The sequence below is a fragment of the Photobacterium leiognathi genome, from assembly GCF_030685535.1.
GTDB classification, from domain to species: domain Bacteria; phylum Pseudomonadota; class Gammaproteobacteria; order Enterobacterales; family Vibrionaceae; genus Photobacterium; species Photobacterium leiognathi.
The window spans coordinates 845,106-862,593 of sequence record NZ_CP131599.1 but is presented as its reverse complement, the minus strand read 5'-3'; the positions used below and the strand labels follow the sequence as shown (position 1 = coordinate 862,593).

The window sequence follows — 17,488 nt, the reverse complement described above, 5'->3', positions numbered from 1 at the left end:
TAGGTGGCTAGGCCAAGCTTGGTTATCAATTCACCATTACGGAAAAGGAAACTGTTCAAATGGACGAAAATTTATCTCTTTTTATAAAGTCACTTGAATCTCTACAAGCCACTATTGATGGGGCTGCTATTAATGAAGCTGGTTTTCAAGTCCATGGCTGGAATCAAGTACACCTAAATAAACAACAAGTTTCATATGTTATAGCAAACCAAATTTCAAAACTAAAATCTTATGGTAATAAAAAAGTCACTGATGGATTTACGACAGCCATAAATAGCCACATTGAAAAAATTGACCTTTTAAATACTAATTCAAAAACTTATTTTACTGATCATCAACAGCATCTCATACATTCCGTTCCCGTAATATTACTTACACTCCAAGTTATATTTAGTGATATAGATTATGAATTGTTCTCATACGAAAATATCCAAGATAAAAAGCTTTTACCAAGGGGTTTAGCTGCTCGACTGAGAAGTGCGAATGCTAATTTAGATAAGATCGATGAATCAAGTGAGGATCTCAAAGGTAAAATAGCCGTTATAAATGAAGCCCATGAAGCCGCTGAGTCTTTACCAACTGATTTAGCAAGCTTAAAAGAAGCAAAAATAGAACTAACTAGTTTAATTTCTGCTGCAAATAGCGAACTCAATGCAACTAAAAAAGAACTTTCAACTTTAAAAGAAGAAGTATTAGTTTTAAAAAATGAAGCTAAAAAATCTAGCGAAGAAGTTGAGTTGTTAAAAGACAAAGCAACATCTTCAGCTGAAGAAGCTGAGAAATTAGTTGAGCAATGTGATAATGCTTTGCAAATAACAACAACGCAAGGTCTTTCCGCAGGGTTCGACCAAAAAGCAAAAGAACTAAAAAATTCAATTTGGGTATGGATTTTCGGATTGTTAATTGCTTTAGTCGCTGGTGCGTGGATTGGCTCTGAAAGAGTAGAAGCATTTACTCAAGCTTTAAATAATAACCTTACCGCGGGGCAAGCAATATTACACACGGTTATGTCTGTTTTCTCTATAGGTGGGCCATTATGGCTAGCATGGATTTCAACTCAGCAAATTAACCAGAGATTTAAGTTATCAGAAGATTATTCTTATAAAGCTACTGTGGCTAAATCATTCACTGGTTTTAAAAAGTTTGCTGAGCGTTTTGAACCAGAAACAGAAGAAAGGTTATTCAACTCAACCCTGGATCGTTTAGATGAAATGCCTCTCCGATTAATTGAAGGTAAAGATTATAATAGTCCATGGCATGAGTTTGTTGACTCTGAGTCTTTTAAAAATGCTATGGCTACGTTTCCATCTTTAGCTAAAGAAGCTGGAAAATTTGCAAATAAAGCCGCTTTAAAAAGTAAACCTAAGAAACCAAAACAAAAAGTTGAAACTACCACTGCACAATCAGAAAAAGTGGAAGAAGAATAGCCACTTAACAAGTTGCTTAAACGGACAAAAAACAGCTGGCTTTTGCTCGTTCCTCGCTAATTTTAGCCAGCTATTTTATTGCCGCTTAGCAAAGCGTTATAAACAAGAGGAGATTTTCGATGGGAAGTAAGATCCCTGAAGCTAGGCTGGGATCTGGCAATCGTGTAGCTGCAACTGATTATGAAAATAAGCCCTATGGGGCTCTATTTTGTGCATCTCCTAGTTGTAGTGCACAGTTATCATTTGTGAAAAGGCATGATCGAAAATACGCCACTAAAACTGTAGAAATAGCTCCATGTTTTCGATTAAAAAGAAATGAAGAACATAGCGCAAAATGTAAGTATAACATTGGTGGTCAGCTCAACATCATAGCAAAATCATCTGACTCTGCTGTCTTTTCCGCAATTGAGAAATCAAAATATGAATTTCGACTTCATATTCTTCTTAAAGCACTTTGGGAGATGTCTAAACCTGAGATAGAAAACAAAGGAAAGACTTGGGGTTCTTCGGGAGAGTCTGATAAGAAATACTCCAACAAAGGTAAACTAACCAACTATCTGAAAACATTGAAGCAAATACTTCAGTTGAGAGCACTATGTGAAGATAACAAAGAGCTGAAAAGTTTAGTAACGCTTAACTATCGGGGCAAGAAAGTTAGTTGGGAACGTTTCTACTTTGATCATGAGAACCTTCATAACTTTGTAAAGCACTATAAAGTTGGTGAATACACTATGCCTCTTGCCATTTCTGGGCATATTCATGAACTTAGAAAACCAACGAATGAGAAGTTCCCTTTTCATGTAGTGGAGCTAAATTCTCCATTTGTGGAACCTGATAAAAATGGAGTAATTAAAAAGCCAATTCCACAAATTATTTTAAAAAATAGTTCATTGCTTAAGTACATAGATTCTTCAAAAGAATATATATTTTTCGGACGCTGGAAGCCTCGTGAAAGAAAACGTAGTGGTCGCAATGAGAACTCAAAGACGCAATGGGTATTTGAGAATATAGAGATGTACATAGATAACAAAGATCACTTCATCGAGTGCTAGTTTATAACAGGGCGTTATATTTCCTATTGAGATTTCCATGAAACAATTATTTAAGTATTTACCTGAGCCAAGAGATCTCTTCGTCGATGGATTTATTCGGCTTTCTCAGATTGTCGCTCTGAACGATCCTTTTGAAGCTTCTTTTTGCAAAACAAGTCTTGATGAATTGTCATCACACTTCGATGAATCGTATGAGTTTGACACTGAGTTGGGTGAAGTCAGTTTTTCTGACTACGTTCAAATTAAAATGAATCATATTGGCATAATTAGCTTCTCAGAAAACAAAGAGAATTTGTTGATGTGGGCTCACTATGCCAACGAGCATAAAGGACTTATTGCGGGTATCGCTCAGCATCGCGATTTTTCAATTTTCCATAATCTTTTCAGAGCGTGTACTTTGATAAATACATCTTTCGGAGATGAGTTCTCTCCGTTTGATGGTGTAGCGAAGCCTGTCTCATACCGAAAAGGTTTGCGCTATAGAAATGATAAATTTGATAATGATTACTCAAACATATACGTAGAAGGTGCAGATAGAATTTTGTATGAGGTGTTCATGCAAAAAAGTGACGAGTGGATTTACGAGCAAGAACATCGGGTCGTACTGAGGCTTGAGCAAGCAGATAGAGTTATTATCAACTCTATCGAAAATATTGAGAATGTAACAATTCGCAACTTACTATCTACCAATCCTAATGTATCCATAGATCAATCTACGGGGCGGTGCATCATCGATTTATGGCAGTTTGATGATGAGTACCAGCGTATTGCTGTAGCTATCAATTTGGCAAAACTTAGTACGGATCCTAGTTCAATTTTTCTAATGAAATTGAGTGCTAGCAGCATCAATAACTGTCTTATTGGATTAAATTCAAACCTTCAAAAACAAGATGTTTTAGATGGGTATGCAAACTCTGTCGGTTATCTAGATGTTTGGAAGGCAAAAAAAAATGATGACTATTATAGTTTGGAGTTTATTGAAATATAAAAAATAAGGATATGTGTCGCGCAGCCGACACCTATCCGAAGTGTTGGACAAGCCCAAGCCACCTTATATAAGTAAATATCATCAAGAGTAATGTCAAACCCTTACTTTTCCTAATACCTAAAAGCCTAAATAGAACAAACGGTCTAAGAAGCTTTGTCCATGGGCGTTCTTCCACGCCCTGAACGACAGTGTGATCACCAAGCGATTCTGTCGTATCGTAATTACCAAGGGAATGTGTCGCGATTAATGTACTAAGTGTTGAATATCGTACTTTGAAACAGATAGTTAATTACATCGTTTTAGAGAAGATAAAAGATTTCTTTAATTAGAGGAAAGCAAATTTTCAAGTAACGAAGCTTTATCTTCATCGCTTAGTTTTTCAATTGCACACACAAGCTCCGCACTTAATTCATTCTCACAGAAGAAATATTGCAGCGGAACACCTAGCTCTTCAGCCATACGCTTCAAAGTACCAATATCTGGCACATGACGCCCTTTTTCATAATGATTCATTCGTCCACTTGCTGAGCTTTCTTCCATACCAATCTTCACCCCTAAATCCTTTTGGGTGATTTTTGCTTTTTTACGCGCTGCTTTAAGCCTCGCTGGAATGGGGTTGTTGTATTCCACTTAGACATTTCTTTAAGACCTATAGATAACTTAGATTGTCTAAGTTTTACCGATTTTTGTATACTTAGCAATCCTAAGTTTTTATTGGTCTAAATTTACACATGAATACAATCATCAAAATAAATACTCATATGTTTAACCTATTGATTGAAAATAAGATGGATGATTTTTCGGTGATAGAGCTTAGAGATGCGCTACTTAGTCTGGATGTGTCGTTTACTGATAAAGAAGATGCGAGACAATATGTGTATAGACAACTTCTATCGTTTGAAAAAAATGGATGGCTAACATCTTTAGGAAAAAGAAGAGATAAACGCTACTCAATAACAGATAAATTTCGATCTCAATCTTTTGCGCCAAAACGTGATGAAAAAGTAAGATCAACAAGTTGTGTTGGCAACATTATTGAAATCCTAGTTCAAGAGAAAAAGGAGTACGAGGCTGAGCTCGCAATTACACTGGGCGAAGTAGAAGAATACCAATCATTACTTAATCGTTTCCCCAATGATGAGGAAATATTGACTCCGCTTTTTGATGCTGCTAAAGAACGCTCCGCTAAACTTTTGGGCAAAGTAAATGCGTTAACAAATCGTTTGCAGGTAAAAAATAGTAAGGTGTCCCTATGCTGAGGTTGTGGCAGTCGGAATGTGCTAATAAAGCGTTAGATAAATATATAAATGGACATTCACACTTCTTTTGCCAAGCGACGCCAGGTGCTGGAAAGACCATTATGGCTGCAGATGTCGCCAAATCATTATTGGATAATGATGAAATAGACTTAGTACTCTGTTTTTCGCCTTCTTCTGCAGTCGCTGAGGGAATTAAAGCGACATTTTCATCTTATTTATCATGCACGTTTAGTGGCAGGTTAGGAACTTTAGGAGCATCATACACATACCAAAGCATCAAATATCTTGATGATTCCTTTTGGGAAACGTTAAAGAAATATCGAATTTTTGTCGTGTTTGATGAAATCCATCATTGTTCGTTTGATGAGGATGGGAAAAGTAATTCATGGGGAGAGCAAGTCGTATGTAAAGTACAGCGACTAGCTAAATATACATTAGCGCTATCAGGTACGCCTTGGCGCTCTGATCGTTTACCCATAGCAATGGCGGAATATTCTGATCCTGAAGGAATGCTTGTCTGTGATTATCAATACACGTTAAATCAAGCTGTTAAAGATAATGTCTGTCGTCGGCCTAAGATTGTATTGGTTGATAATGAAGGTTTATCGATTAAAGATGAATCTAGTCACTCATTTTCATCAATTGCTGACTTACTTCAACATACAAAAGCTTCATATCAATCGATTATCCATAATCAGGCTGCTGTTATCTATATATTAAAGTCGGCTTGTATAAAGCTCTGCGAGATTAGAAAAAGAACACCGAATGCAGCAGGGCTGATTGTTGCAGCTTCAGTATCACACGCTAAATGGATACAAAAGTTGTTAGATGTTGAACTTAAGCAAACTGTTTCTATCGTTACTTATCACCATCAATCTCCAATGGAAGAAATTCAACGTTTTAGAAATGATAAAACACAATGGATAGTCAGTGTGGGAATGATTAGTGAAGGTACTGATATACCAAGACTTCAAGTTTGTTGTCACTTAAGTGCGGTTAAAACTGAGTTATATTTTAGACAGGTCTTGGGGCGTATTTTGCGTGTAACTAATAGCGTTAATCAAGATGCATGGCTTTATACATTTGCTGAAAGTAATTTGGTCGAGTTTGCTGAACGTATAGAGCAAGATATACCAGAGTCTTGTTTGTATATCGATGTTGAGCAGCCTGTCGAAGACATCATTAGTAACACGAAAGTAAAAGCAACTGAAAGTAGTACTACTACAGATAGTGGCTTTTCTTCACTTTTAATTGATTGGGAAGACGAAGTGTCAAATAGTTCTAACAGTAGTAGCGAAATGATTTATCAAGAATCTGAACGTATCAAATTAGGGCAATATAGAGAGCGAGTAATTGCTGCTTTTTCTAAATTAAAGTATCGCAGTTAATCTTAATACAAAGTGTTTACTAGGCTGTTTAATCTTGTGAGCAACTAAATGAACGAAATAGTCGCTTGGTAGTTAAGATACGACAGAATCGCTTGGTGATCACACGAGCTAGCTTCCATGGCTAGCAAATAAGAATAGCTGTCGCGCAGCCGACAGCTTTATTCAGAGTTGAACAAGCCCGAGCCTCTTAGCAGAAATGCCCCAAAACTTGCTAGATCAAATACTCATTCATTTTTTATTAACGTGGTTTTGGATTAGTTTTATTTACTGTTTATATGAACAGTTATAATGAAACGTGGTGATTTTATCGCTTTAGTTCTGTTTTTAATAAGAAATATTTCTTGTTAAAAACAGAAGTGAAATCATAACTAATTGAAAATCAAATCATTTAATATTTCAGTTTGTATTTAATAAGACTGATTAAATACAATTCTTACTTTTCACATCCTCTCATTGGCGTCAGGCGTGAAAAACTGTTATCAACTTCATGATATATATAGATTATATCTAGTATGATAAAGGTCTTTTATGCGTGTATTTTTGCGCGAAAGTAAGAATGCTTATTAATATACTGTTATGTGTTTTTCTTTAATTGGGAGTTCAAAGTTTGAAAATAACGGGAACTGCGGTAGTTGCGATGTTCACTTTGACCAACTTAAGCTTTGGCTTTTTGCTAGGTTGTACCTTTGTAGGGGACTATTTTACTGGTGTAAAATGGACTGATGTAGCAGCGGGTGTTGGTGCTCTAATCGGAGGTGGTGCAACTGCTGTAGCGGCTTTTTTTGCTTACCGTGCTTTAAGTACGTGGAAAGAACAGTTTGCGCATTCCCAAAGATACGAAGCAATAATTAAATTGGAAAAAAATTACTATCAGTTGCTTCGGAACTTTGAAACATATAAGGAATCAACTCTTTGGGTGGCTCGAATTGAGAATGGTGCGATCGTTCACCCTGATATTGAAAAATTGGCAAATGATAATGAACCGCTTAAATATGCATGGCTTCGTTCAATTTCCCAGTCAAAATCAGACCTAGAGTGGGTGGCTACGTTCTGTACAGATGAAGAAGTGGGAAATATCTCGAATACCGTCGATTTAACCGAGGGATTAATGGAAAACTTACTAGCTTCAATTCCATATCAACAGCAAAGTGCAAAAATAGTAGCGTATTCGGTTTCTGCCGAACAATCCTTATCAACCGTTTGTGACAATATAAAGAAAGAGTTTTGTACTATGCGAAAACAAACACATAACAAAGCGTTTAAGACAGATTCGCAACGCTCGGCATTCTAAGTTCAAGTCAAGTTTTGGTGTTTAAGGTGTAATGATTTAGGTAGGTGGTCGCGTTGCTCACTACTTAACGCGGCGTTATGCTTTAAGATAGATTTCGGAGTATTAAAAATAATGAAAATAAATATGCACACATCTCATCCTTCAGCTTTTATAAGTTCAACATTTGTTGATTTGAAGTCTGATAGAGCACAAGTTGCAAGCGTACTTGCTGATAGAGGGTTGAATGTTAATGCTTTGGATATCCAACCAGCATCTAGCCAAACATCTAAAAAAGAAATCTTAACTGGCATACGAGAAAGCGACTTTGTAATTCTCATTATTGGCGACAGATACGGATCAATTTTGCCAAGTATGACGGGTAGCTCGACGTTAAGTATTACGTTTTGGGAATACAACAATGCCATTAAAATGGGTAAGCCAGTTATCGCTTATTTCAAATCAGGAATTAGCTCTGACCCTATATATCATGACGATAAAAGTGATAAAGAGTATGCCAAGAAAAGGAAGCTATTTGAACGCTTTAAAAGTGTCGTGTCTAGTCGCCACAATCCAGCATATTACTCATCTCCAGAAGAGTTAGCTGATAAGCTAGATAAATCTCTCATTAGCATCTACCGATCAGGTGTAAAAAAGCTAACCTCTGAAAAATCAGAGTTGAATTCAAAAATAGTAGAACTGGAGAGTGAACTTACTAGGTTAAAATCTCAAACGAGCTTAGGGCAGCCTGCTAAAGCTACAGAATCCCAGCCAAACTTCCTTTCATTGGGGTTGGGTAACCTTAAAGAGCCAACAGGTAATACTAACTCTCTAACAGGGCTGGCGTCTTTGATGGGTAGAAATAAAGCATAACAAAGCATTTAAGAGTGATTCGCAACGCTTGGCATTTTCGCTTCGCTCAAGTATAGCCAAGCGTCGCTCACACCTTAATGCGGCGTTATAAGTACATGAGAGTTTGTCGTTAATGAAAAAGTATAAATTTATATCTACACTTCGTTACCTTTCGATTTCTGAACCGGTAGAAGAATGGGTAACTTTGGTGCCGGGAATTGATATTACAAACAATAAAAAACTCATATCGAACATTATCGACAGTGAATTTAAAGAAGTCGCTGGGATAATCGAATATGAGCACTTTAAAAATGCTGCCAATATCATTTATTGTGAAATTGACGAGACAATTTTCAATAAAGGTGAAGATAGTCACCAAGCACTGTATGTCTGGTTAGTTTGGCTAAAAATGCTTTTAAATGATCTATGGTTTTTAAAAGATAACGCGGTTGTTTGTGAGGCTGCTTTTTGTAAGTTAACGGACTCAAATCATAGCTCATGGACTAGAAATAATTTGACTGCTCCTACTTACGTGAGCTCGGGAGTCTCGTTTCAGAATACTGAAATGACCATCGAAGAACTGAAGCAATGGGATGAAAAAAGTCATCAAATTCAATCTTATCTATGTAACACTAAGTCTACATTCAAGGACTCATTTACCAACACTAATTTCTCACGTATCGGGCGAAGTATGAGGTTCATTGAAGCAGCTGCACGTGAAAGACATCCAGCAGTCAAATTAGCTCATTATTGTAGTGCTTTCGAGAGTCTGTTTTCGACTGATAATTCTGAGTTAACTCATAAACTTTCTGAGCGCGTTGCTTTTTTTCTAAAAGACTTTGGCTTTAACCCTGTTGAAGTTTTTGATGATCTAAAGTCATTTTATGTAATACGCTCAAAGGTTACTCATGGAGATAGTTTAAAGACTAATAAAGAGCAATCTTTGTCTAGCTTGAGCCAAAAGTGCGATAACTACTTACGAGTAACACTAAATATTATCCTTAGCGATAGTGAGCTTATGGCATTGTTTGATGGTAAAAAAGAGCCTTTCGAGCAGTTTTTTAAAAAGAAACTGTTTATGGTGAATTAGTACTTATAACAAACAATTTAAGAGTGATTCCCCACGCTTAGCATTTTTGGTTTGGGTCTAGTTTAGTGTTTACGGTGTCCAAAATGAGTGTCGTGGTCGCGTGGCTCACACCTTAATTGGGCGTTATATGTCAATGAAATAGAGGAGTCAGAATGACGTTTACAGATGATTTTTTGAAAGCTTTAGGAGCTTGGCAAAAAGGTTGGAATGAAGACCAATCTAAAAAAGCGGAATTAGAAATAGAACTTAAATCTACAACCGAACATCTGCCTAAGAAGTACAAGTCAGTGTCTACTCCTTGTTATAGGAAACGCTTTCTTCACAAAGGTGAGCTATATGAAATTATAATGGTCGATGAAAAAGACGAAGGTGTTACAAGTTGGACTATAGATAAGCGATATGCTGAACGGTTTAAAGGGGTATACAAAGCAAATGCAGTAAGTGGTGCTATTTTTGAGCATTCACCAACCTCGGAAGAGGTAATCGTAAATATTTGCGAGTTATGGAAGTGTGAGCAGTTTACTCTTGCGGTACAAAATTACACTGAAAGGCTGGGTGAGCACAGTGATGCTTTAAATAACTTCAAAGCAACGCAAGGAGAGGTCATTTTAAGCTCTCCACTAAAAGGTTCTGAAATTATTGCACTTACTGGAGCTGCCAGTCCATTTGACGAGTTGTGTGAGCAGGCTGGAATTGAAGAAGAAAAGAGAGATGATTATTATCGACAATTAGTCGAGCAAGACATCTATCCAGACGAAATTCAGTACACAACTAAGGAAGGCACTCAGCGTGTCATACAAAAAACGATAAAGCGAATGGATGCCTTGATCCAATCTGTAATGGGCAAAGACATATAACAAACAATTTAAGAGTGATTCGGCACGCGTGGCATTTTTACCATGCGTTGGTTTTAGTGATTACAGCGGTATGCGGTGGCATTGGTATTGCGTGCCTCACACCTTAATTGGGCGTTATAAATCCTACTCAACATTGGGTGTAATTAAATATGAGTAATGAATTAACGATGTCTTTTTTGACTGCACTGCTTGTTTTAGTAGGTATTGCTCAGATTAGAATGCTGTTTAGCCAAAAGCATCAAAATCAACTTGCTTTACTTCAGGATTATAGAAACAGGTGGTGGGGCTTAAAAAAACAATGGGCGAGAACTGTGTATATTGGACGAGGAGAAAAGGACTATTATCAAGTCGCAGACCAAGTTCAACTTACAGAATTAGAGCAATTAAAAGGGGATTATTCTTTAAGTGCGCCTACAGTATGGGCACTAGAGTCAGTGCGAGGAGTATCTAATATATTTAGTGATATCTGTATACGTATTCTTCAAGGGCACTTAGACATCAAAGATGTATATCCGATATTTGGCAGTGAGTTACTGCGACAAGGTCGTCCACTAAGAGTACTTCTCGATGTTTACTACCCTCAAAATCATGACCCAATGGAGAGCAGAGCGCATAGAGGAATTAGGAGGGAAGTGCAAGATTGGTTGGTTTATCATGACGGAATAAGACGACGCTGCTTGATATTGATTGATCTCTTATGGGCAGAAGGCGTTCGTCTTGGTGATATATGCCCTACTGACATAAAAAAAGCAGCTATAGCTAAAGTCCATACAGCTAACAAAATAAATAATAGATTGGGTGAGGAAACACGAAAAGTTAATGGCTCGATGTCCCTCATCAGAATAGTGAAACTTAAAAGTCATTTAAAAAATGCTCAGTATCGCAAAGGCTTTTGGGAGAACGGGCTTGATGAGGTCGAGTTAGATGAACGTGAAAAAAAGTGGGAAGCAATGCTACTTAGAGAGAGTGTCTGAACAGATTTATAACAAATAAGGATATGTGTCGCGAAGCCGACACCTATCCATACTTTTTCTAATACCTACCAGCCCAAATAGAGCTAGCTATCAAACAAAGTTTTGTCCATTTTTGAGTCAGCGTTATCATGCGCTGACTCTTTTTCTTTAATACATCAAAAGATGGTTGTCTTTATTTTATAGACTTATCCTTACCTTCTTGCTTATTACTTATGCCTTTTCTTGGCGGATAGCTCGCGGATTAAGTCTTTTGCAAGTAAGTCTTCAACATTAAATGGGCTTACTGCATCAATCTGAGCGATGATGTCCATAACAGCAAAGATGTTCCTGTCATATTTAGCTTTAAAACTATTCAGCTCTTTCTCTAGGCGCTCAGCTTTGCTGATATAGGCTGCACCTGTCCGGCCTTGAGCCAGCATTGCCAGTTCAACATCTGATAGTTCATTGTTGCTGTGCTGACGCTGCTTGGCTTCCTCGATCATTTTCTTTCGAGTAGGAGTACTTAAAGTGCTTAGCTTGCCATTAATGATACCTTTGGCCTTCAAGCGAGCATGTAACGTTGAGGCTTGGATAGGGGCTTTTTCAAGCCCCTCACGTTCCATGGCAAGAAGCTCACTCATGATGTAGTTATCAAGCTCTTTGCCTTGAATTACTTTGTCATCTTTATTGCGTACTTTAGGCATCTTGGGCTTCCTTATTCGCATCTCTCTCCATCCGTTTTTGCTCAATGAAGAACATGTCGGCAAGGGTTTTTGGCTTTTTACCAATCACGGTTTGTTCATTTGCGCGTTCGATGATTCGAGCCAATGGGTTGTCTTTGTCTTCGGAAAGAAGTGATACAAGTTTTTTGGGCTTAAGCGAGTCAATGGCCTTACTCTCAAATGCCTCCAAAACAATCAGGGCTTCTTCCTGTTCTTTTAATGCAAGCTCGAAAGAGGGGTCTTCTTCATGCAGCTTCCGAAGCACAACGATGTCTTTCTTCTTGGCTACTAAGCTCCGTGAAATCTCGACTTCTTCGCCCATACGGCTTGTCAGGGAGAAGTAGCCACAAGGTAAACCTGTTTGACATTTCATGGCATGCGGGCAGCCCCAGCGAGCAACATCCCTTGTACAACTACCAAAATCGAGAGGATGTAACTTTGCATGGCGTTCTAGCAGGGCTTTTGCCGCAGCAGCTTGTTTTTGTTCGATTAATTTGTCATGGGCTTTTTTAATGTCAGGTACAAAATTGTCAGACATAGCTCCCTTAACAAAGTGGGCAACTTCTGCTGGAGTCTCACCATAGGTCTGCATGTTTTGCTTCATATTGAGCTCCATGCTTAGCTTTGGATCAACCATCATAGCTGCACTCTTTTTAACGGCATCAACCCCTGAACGAGGGCGGTTATCTGCCGCTTTAGCCATGGCTGCCATACGACGACTTACAGCCGTTTGCTCCTTTGGCACCAGAGATTTTTGTGGGAGAGGCGGTGTTGGCTCACCCTCAGAATCAAACAGGGATAGCTGGTCATCTTTGGACAGGGCTTTCTTGTTCTCTTCCACTGTTTTTTCAAGAGCTGTCACAGCTAGAGCAGCAGTCCGGTACTCCTGAGACTCTTCTTGGTGTTGATAATGCTTATTCTGCGTGATATCAACACGTCCCATTAAAATTGCTTGGATATGATCTGTTACACCCGCAATAGCAAGGAATGTATTGATGTTGTGACGAGGAACATGCTTCTTGAGCTCAATCCTAGAGCCATCATCCTCATGTAAGTCGTAAGAATCAAAGATAGACTTTCGGTTCTTTGCGCCACCCAGCCATGCCTCAACAGACTTCTCATCTAACGGCACAGGGTGCCTCAAAGATACCAAATCAAAATCGATAAAGAAGCTCCCTTTAGGGGCAATAAATAGCAAATCTTCGTAATTGAAGTGCTCCCAATCACCACCGTTTTTAGCAGAGATTACACACTGGTGACCCGTTTCAAAGTTCTTGATGGCTGCATATCTTTGGTATACATAGTCATTTAGTTGACCTTTGGTGAAGTAGTTATTCTTCAATTGGTTGTTAACAGGGATTACCTTTGGCTCATGTCCTGAGAACTTCTTAATCGAGTTGATAATGCTTTTGCTTACTGCTTTACGGACACCACCAGTACCAGTAAACATTAGGCCAACCAAATCACGACACTCTATCAATTCATCTGGTAGCTCCTTGATTTCATCAGGCAGAAAATCTGTAAAGGCCGACGCTCTGTAACCTTTAAGCATCTTACGGCTTTCAGCTGTAAGCGCCTTCACATTGTCGAAGATAGCTTCAACAACAGGGTATGAACTTGGTGCCAGCCAATGGATACGCCAGCCTGCTTGTTTGGCACCAAGATACTCAATACCTAAACGATATGAAGGCCAACCATTGTCAATAGCGTGCTTCCGCTTATCCTTATCGGTAATGTCCCGTTTAACGAGGGAGTCTTCTGTCAGGAGTAATAACTCTTGAAATCGGAATCCACAGATAATACCTAGTAGGAGCATATTGTAAAATATACGTTCCGAATCTTTTTCAGCAAGCATTATCAGTTCAATTACACACATGAATGCACGTATAGAAATCAACTTTTCATCGTTTGTGTGCTCTGGGCTTGCATCTACTGCTTTACGCCTCTGCTTCGTACCGTTACTCTGATTGCGACAAGGGTATCTGTTAGCAACTTCAATATTCACTATGGTCAGGTTGTATCTGCGAATGTTTTTAATAATAGTTACAGCAACATCACAATAGTCACTAACATTGGGAGGGCTTTTTGAATTCTCTTTATGCCGATCCATTGCTGCATAAATGATCTCAGCAGTGAGGTACATCGGATGTGTTTGCCCAGTTATCTCGACCATCTCGAAATACCAACGCTTCATGACTTGCAAGTCTTTATTTAATTTCGAACCTGAAGGAAGTCCATCCGTAGAACAGACTACCTGCATGTGATAGGCACGCATAAACGATTGATACTCATTTGAAATCGCCAGCTCTGTTAGTCCTTGGTATTTCTTGGAAATAAGGGAAAAGTTAAAGCCATGGTGTTTAGTTTCTTTGAGCCACGCAACGCCTTTTTCACCGAAGTACCAATAGGGTGCATCCCATTCCATTTTTCCAGTAGCATTATACTCAGTTAATCGAGCGTCAAATTTTTCACGGAACTTTTCTATGTAGGCTGTCAGATTATTCCTTTGTTCAAGCATCTTGTTGTTCCTATTTTTCCTCGATGATTTGAATGCGAGCAATTACCCGCATCACATTCTGTTTACAACGGGTAAGCTCAACAAGCAAAGGGTGATTTTTCGTATTAGTGTCGTCAGCAACATTTCGGATTGAATCTATCTCATCATTGAAGGAGCTGAGGACTGCTTCATGGTGACCATCAGAGAATGGTCTGAAATATAAACAGCCATAACAAGCACGCCCCTGAGAGAAAGGGCAGGCAGACTCTTCGTAACTACATCCACCCATGTGGCAGTGAAGTCGTTCACCAATGGTGCAAGCAACCTTGCGACCTTTCCACTCTGAACTATGAACCACGTCACCTGTCATCATTAAAATAAGCATATTTTTAAATACAGGATTGCGGCCTAAGGCTTGCTCACGAATATCTGCTATATCTGGAGTGGCAGCAACATAGCGTTCGGCAACAACAAGTGAAGACTGACCTAGAATGTAGGCAATCTCAGTAGCACTAGCGCCATTCATAGCCATCGAGTGACCAACGTTATGGCGGAAAAGGCTTGCTGTGTATGAAGGTAGCTCGTAATCTTCTTCAGCTACTGCTTTTTTGATTTCATCTGGTGAGAATAGTAGTAGCATACGCTTGATCGCATCATTCACTGGCTTGATTGAAGTACTTTTCTTTGGAAGCAAGGAATCTTCATCACTCAGTCCCTTCAGGCGCTTATAAAGTAAAATTAACTTCCCAAGTTCGTCAGGGATTGCCACACGAATACGGTCAATGGTGAGTTTTGATTTCTTTGCATATGGAACAAGGATTGAGAAGCGGTTGCCATTCTCATTTTGAGTATCAACAACAATGTCTCCACATGCCGTTTTACCTAACTGGACAGGGCGCATTCCAACATAGTAAACAATGCCTGTTATCACACAATCACTTAGCTTATCTAGGTTAATCATCTCCTTAATTGTATGTAAATGTGCAATTTTTTCCTCCTTAGTTTTCAATTGAGGCGTTAATTTTGACGCCCAGCGTTGGATACCACTTTCAATCATGTGGCAGACCTCACTAGGTATCACATTATCTAGGTTTTGATAGACACCCCAATTACCATTCCTTGGACGTGGCACCTCAAGTAATAATTCTTCCAAGTCTGCCTTTTCATCAGAACTCTCGAAGAAATCCTTACGATCGAGTACTCTTAGGCAAAATAGGGTGAAATAAAACTGCGAGATATCACTGTGATTTCTTTCAGGGTTGGCAACTATCGAGCGCAATTTCGAAAGTAAACTTTCACGTGTGATGGCATCAACTTGAGAAAAAGTGATAGCAATGTATCTTGCAGCATCATCAACAACAGAGGCAGAGTTCTCTTTTATATACTCAACGGACACCAACTTAACGAGTTTTAAAATCTCTGGTTTCAAGCTATTAAAATGTTTGCCATTAACAAATGGGATACTCCTGTTAGCGCCTGAAAAGCGGAAACGCCAATCGCCTTTAAGGTTAAGCCATTGGTCATCGAATTCAGTAGCACCTTTCAGGAATACCTGTGTAGGTAGGATAGTGGAGTTAACCCAAGCCTTCTGCTCGGGAGTGAGAAGCGGGCTCAGCTGTTCTGTTTGTGTGCTTCCTTGCATCTGAACATTATAAGAATTCATCAAAGCCCTCATCATCTAACACGTCGAATGTATAAGTGTTGTCATTATTCGTATTGGTTATCGCTTCAGGGACAGCCACATACTGATTGGATTGTTTTGTTCTGCCTAGGTTGCTACGATTCGCAACAATTTCGATGAATCGTCTGGCATATCGTATAGGCATCGTACTAGTTTCAGACCACCCACCTAATACCCTAAGCTGATCAGCGGCTGCATCAAGGAGTCCCTTCATCCTCGAAGTGATACCATAATCTTTAGATAGCCTTAGCTCCTCCTTCAGCAAATCGTTATAGATGTATTCTAAAGTCATATATGCCCAAGTATGACGACCCACATGAGGGGTAAGCATGACCATGGAATCAATATTGCGCTTCTTCTCACTTCGGTAGTAGGGGTGAAGTACGATAAAAGAAGGATCGATTTTGTTCTTGTAAAAAGTCCTAACGGCATCGTAAGTTAACGGAGTCAACTTACCCGTACTCTTAATAAATAAGACGTCGTGGTCATCCATTTCTTTTTCTTCAAAAAGTGAATCACGATAACTTTCGATATAAATCGTCAATAGGCTGTAATCATCCACATCCAGCTCGATATGGCGGTAAGAGTTCGCCGTCTTTAACGAAGGTGGACGCTTCCTTGGATCTTCGATATCGTCAGGAAGGTTCTGAACAATAAGGATGTAATGCACATCCCCCCGAGCATCTGGTAACGTTGGCCCAATAGAATCCTTCGTCAGCAATAAGCACTCAGCCACGCGAAGCCCATAGGTGTACATTAGCCTGTGTATTAAGTAGTTACGATATTGCTCAAACCCATCATTAAATGGGTTTTGTGGATTGATGACCGCCTCATAAACTTCCCCTGTATCCACATCGGTAAACTCTGGAGTAGAGGGTATGAGCATGTTGTTCAATTCTATATTTTGCAAATCAGTGATGCTTTTATATCGATTGGCTGGCTCATTACTCGACACCTCCAAATCACTGAATGACTTGATCTTAGCAGAAAGCGCCTTATCGTTGTTTTTGTGTATATCGTGGGCGTCAGCAGGTGACAAATCCTGAAACCTGACGTTCATATACCTTAGGTTGAGATATTTGAAGAATCGCCCAACTGCGCGAATGTGGCCGCCATAAGTGATCTTGTTGTGTTTGGAAATGACAGTGCCAAAGAACCCGAGACCAAGTATGTCTGACTCATTGTTAAGATGTTGCTTGCCAAGTAGGTAGTAAAAGAAACCATCAAGCTCATCTATGAAGCGGGAAACGTCATACTTGCTGCGATAGAAGTCAAAATCGAAAGTTCGCTTGTGCTTCTTGTAGTAGTACACATAAAAAAAACGCAACGACACCATAGCATTTTCTTGGGTTCCCAGAGCTCTCTTGGATAGCTCGTTTAACCCATAGATTGAGAGAAACATCGAAGGCAAGGTGGTCTCATTATCAACCATGACATGAGTCCATTGACCATTTC

The 17,488-nt window shown here is 39.1% G+C and carries 15 protein-coding genes; 10 read left to right on the top strand and 5 right to left on the bottom strand.

Annotation, left to right across the window (positions count from 1 at the left end):
• Positions 1 to 59: 59 nt before the first annotated feature.
• From Q7674_RS04020 to Q7674_RS04010, 3 genes are all read left to right on the top strand, one after another.
• A complete protein-coding gene (locus Q7674_RS04020; RefSeq protein ID WP_045062418.1) occupies positions 60 to 1,427 on the top strand; it encodes a hypothetical protein in 1,368 nt (455 codons plus the stop codon).
• Between the two features lie 119 nt (positions 1,428 to 1,546).
• Positions 1,547 to 2,479 carry a hypothetical protein gene (locus tag Q7674_RS04015; RefSeq protein WP_045062419.1) on the top strand — a complete coding sequence of 311 codons (933 nt, stop codon included), beginning with the start codon at positions 1,547 to 1,549 and terminating at the stop codon, positions 2,477 to 2,479.
• Positions 2,480 to 2,516: 37 nt separating this feature from the next.
• Positions 2,517 to 3,467 (top strand): DUF2971 domain-containing protein, encoded by a 951-nt coding sequence (locus tag Q7674_RS04010; RefSeq protein ID WP_045062421.1) that lies wholly within the window; start codon positions 2,517 to 2,519, stop codon positions 3,465 to 3,467.
• Positions 3,468 to 3,788: 321 nt separating this feature from the next.
• Here Q7674_RS04010 and Q7674_RS04005 read toward each other — a convergent pair whose 3' ends face one another.
• A complete protein-coding gene (locus Q7674_RS04005; protein WP_045062422.1) occupies positions 3,789 to 4,097 on the bottom strand; it encodes a helix-turn-helix domain-containing protein in 309 nt (102 codons plus the stop codon).
• Positions 4,098 to 4,198: 101 nt separating this feature from the next.
• Between Q7674_RS04005 and Q7674_RS04000 the strand changes: the two genes are divergently transcribed.
• The 7 genes from Q7674_RS04000 (at position 4,199) to Q7674_RS03970 (ending at position 11,154) form a co-directional block, all read left to right on the top strand.
• Positions 4,199 to 4,726 (top strand): VspR family transcription factor, encoded by a 528-nt coding sequence (locus tag Q7674_RS04000; protein WP_107229551.1) that lies wholly within the window; start codon positions 4,199 to 4,201, stop codon positions 4,724 to 4,726.
• A complete protein-coding gene (locus Q7674_RS03995; RefSeq protein ID WP_107229552.1) occupies positions 4,720 to 6,114 on the top strand; it encodes a DEAD/DEAH box helicase in 1,395 nt (464 codons plus the stop codon). Before Q7674_RS04000 ends, Q7674_RS03995 begins: the two co-directional genes overlap by 7 nt.
• A gap of 607 nt (positions 6,115 to 6,721) precedes the next feature.
• Positions 6,722 to 7,405, top strand: coding sequence for a hypothetical protein (locus Q7674_RS03990; protein ID WP_045062427.1), 684 nt, complete (start codon positions 6,722 to 6,724; stop codon positions 7,403 to 7,405).
• A 111-nt stretch (positions 7,406 to 7,516) separates the two neighbouring features.
• Entirely contained in the window at positions 7,517 to 8,254 is a 738-nt protein-coding gene (locus Q7674_RS03985) for a DUF4062 domain-containing protein (protein ID WP_045062429.1), read from the top strand.
• A 112-nt stretch (positions 8,255 to 8,366) separates the two neighbouring features.
• Positions 8,367 to 9,323 carry a HEPN domain-containing protein gene (locus Q7674_RS03980; RefSeq protein WP_045062430.1) on the top strand — a complete coding sequence of 319 codons (957 nt, stop codon included), beginning with the start codon at positions 8,367 to 8,369 and terminating at the stop codon, positions 9,321 to 9,323.
• Between the two features lie 152 nt (positions 9,324 to 9,475).
• Positions 9,476 to 10,180: a hypothetical protein gene (locus Q7674_RS03975; protein ID WP_045062431.1), complete on the top strand. Its 705-nt coding sequence runs from the start codon at positions 9,476 to 9,478 to the stop codon at positions 10,178 to 10,180.
• 149 nt (positions 10,181 to 10,329) lie between these two features.
• Positions 10,330 to 11,154, top strand: a complete 825-nt coding sequence (locus tag Q7674_RS03970; RefSeq protein WP_045062432.1) for a hypothetical protein — start codon at positions 10,330 to 10,332, stop codon at positions 11,152 to 11,154.
• A 206-nt stretch (positions 11,155 to 11,360) separates the two neighbouring features.
• Here Q7674_RS03970 and Q7674_RS03965 read toward each other — a convergent pair whose 3' ends face one another.
• The 4 genes from Q7674_RS03965 to Q7674_RS03950 are packed head-to-tail and all read right to left on the bottom strand — an operon-like array spanning position 11,361 to position 17,465.
• A complete protein-coding gene (locus tag Q7674_RS03965; protein ID WP_237156707.1) occupies positions 11,361 to 11,837 on the bottom strand; it encodes a hypothetical protein in 477 nt (158 codons plus the stop codon).
• Complete coding sequence (locus Q7674_RS03960; RefSeq protein WP_045062435.1) at positions 11,830 to 14,373, bottom strand: hypothetical protein; 2,544 nt, start codon at positions 14,371 to 14,373, stop codon at positions 11,830 to 11,832. The genes Q7674_RS03965 and Q7674_RS03960 overlap by 8 nt, the downstream gene beginning before the upstream one ends.
• Positions 14,374 to 14,383: 10 nt before the next feature.
• The gene (locus Q7674_RS03955; RefSeq protein ID WP_244149326.1) at positions 14,384 to 16,015 is read right to left on the bottom strand and encodes a site-specific integrase; all 1,632 of its coding nucleotides are present in this window, start codon (positions 16,013 to 16,015) and stop codon (positions 14,384 to 14,386) included.
• Positions 16,002 to 17,465: a site-specific integrase gene (locus Q7674_RS03950; protein WP_237156708.1), complete on the bottom strand. Its 1,464-nt coding sequence runs from the start codon at positions 17,463 to 17,465 to the stop codon at positions 16,002 to 16,004. The genes Q7674_RS03955 and Q7674_RS03950 overlap by 14 nt, the downstream gene beginning before the upstream one ends.
• Between the last annotated feature and the right edge of the window lie 23 nt (positions 17,466 to 17,488).

What these genes read in the sequence shown, in the direction of transcription:
- Q7674_RS03985 (WP_045062429.1), top strand. Translation starts at nt 7,517, where the DNA reads ATGAAAATAAATATGCACACATCTCATCCTTCAGCTTTTATAAGTTCA.
- Q7674_RS03965 (WP_237156707.1), bottom strand. Translation starts at nt 11,837, where the DNA reads ATGCCTAAAGTACGCAATAAAGATGACAAAGTAATTCAAGGCAAAGAG.
- Q7674_RS03960 (WP_045062435.1), bottom strand. Translation starts at nt 14,373, where the DNA reads ATGCTTGAACAAAGGAATAATCTGACAGCCTACATAGAAAAGTTCCGT.
- Q7674_RS03955 (WP_244149326.1), bottom strand. Translation starts at nt 16,015, where the DNA reads ATGAATTCTTATAATGTTCAGATGCAAGGAAGCACACAAACAGAACAG.
- Q7674_RS03975 (WP_045062431.1), top strand. Translation starts at nt 9,476, where the DNA reads ATGACGTTTACAGATGATTTTTTGAAAGCTTTAGGAGCTTGGCAAAAA.
- Q7674_RS04010 (WP_045062421.1), top strand. Translation starts at nt 2,517, where the DNA reads ATGAAACAATTATTTAAGTATTTACCTGAGCCAAGAGATCTCTTCGTC.
- Q7674_RS03980 (WP_045062430.1), top strand. Translation starts at nt 8,367, where the DNA reads ATGAAAAAGTATAAATTTATATCTACACTTCGTTACCTTTCGATTTCT.
- Q7674_RS04000 (WP_107229551.1), top strand. Translation starts at nt 4,199, where the DNA reads ATGAATACAATCATCAAAATAAATACTCATATGTTTAACCTATTGATT.
- Q7674_RS03970 (WP_045062432.1), top strand. Translation starts at nt 10,330, where the DNA reads ATGAGTAATGAATTAACGATGTCTTTTTTGACTGCACTGCTTGTTTTA.
- Q7674_RS03950 (WP_237156708.1), bottom strand. Translation starts at nt 17,465, where the DNA reads ATGGTTGATAATGAGACCACCTTGCCTTCGATGTTTCTCTCAATCTAT.
- Q7674_RS03995 (WP_107229552.1), top strand. Translation starts at nt 4,720, where the DNA reads ATGCTGAGGTTGTGGCAGTCGGAATGTGCTAATAAAGCGTTAGATAAA.
- Q7674_RS04015 (WP_045062419.1), top strand. Translation starts at nt 1,547, where the DNA reads ATGGGAAGTAAGATCCCTGAAGCTAGGCTGGGATCTGGCAATCGTGTA.
- Q7674_RS04020 (WP_045062418.1), top strand. Translation starts at nt 60, where the DNA reads ATGGACGAAAATTTATCTCTTTTTATAAAGTCACTTGAATCTCTACAA.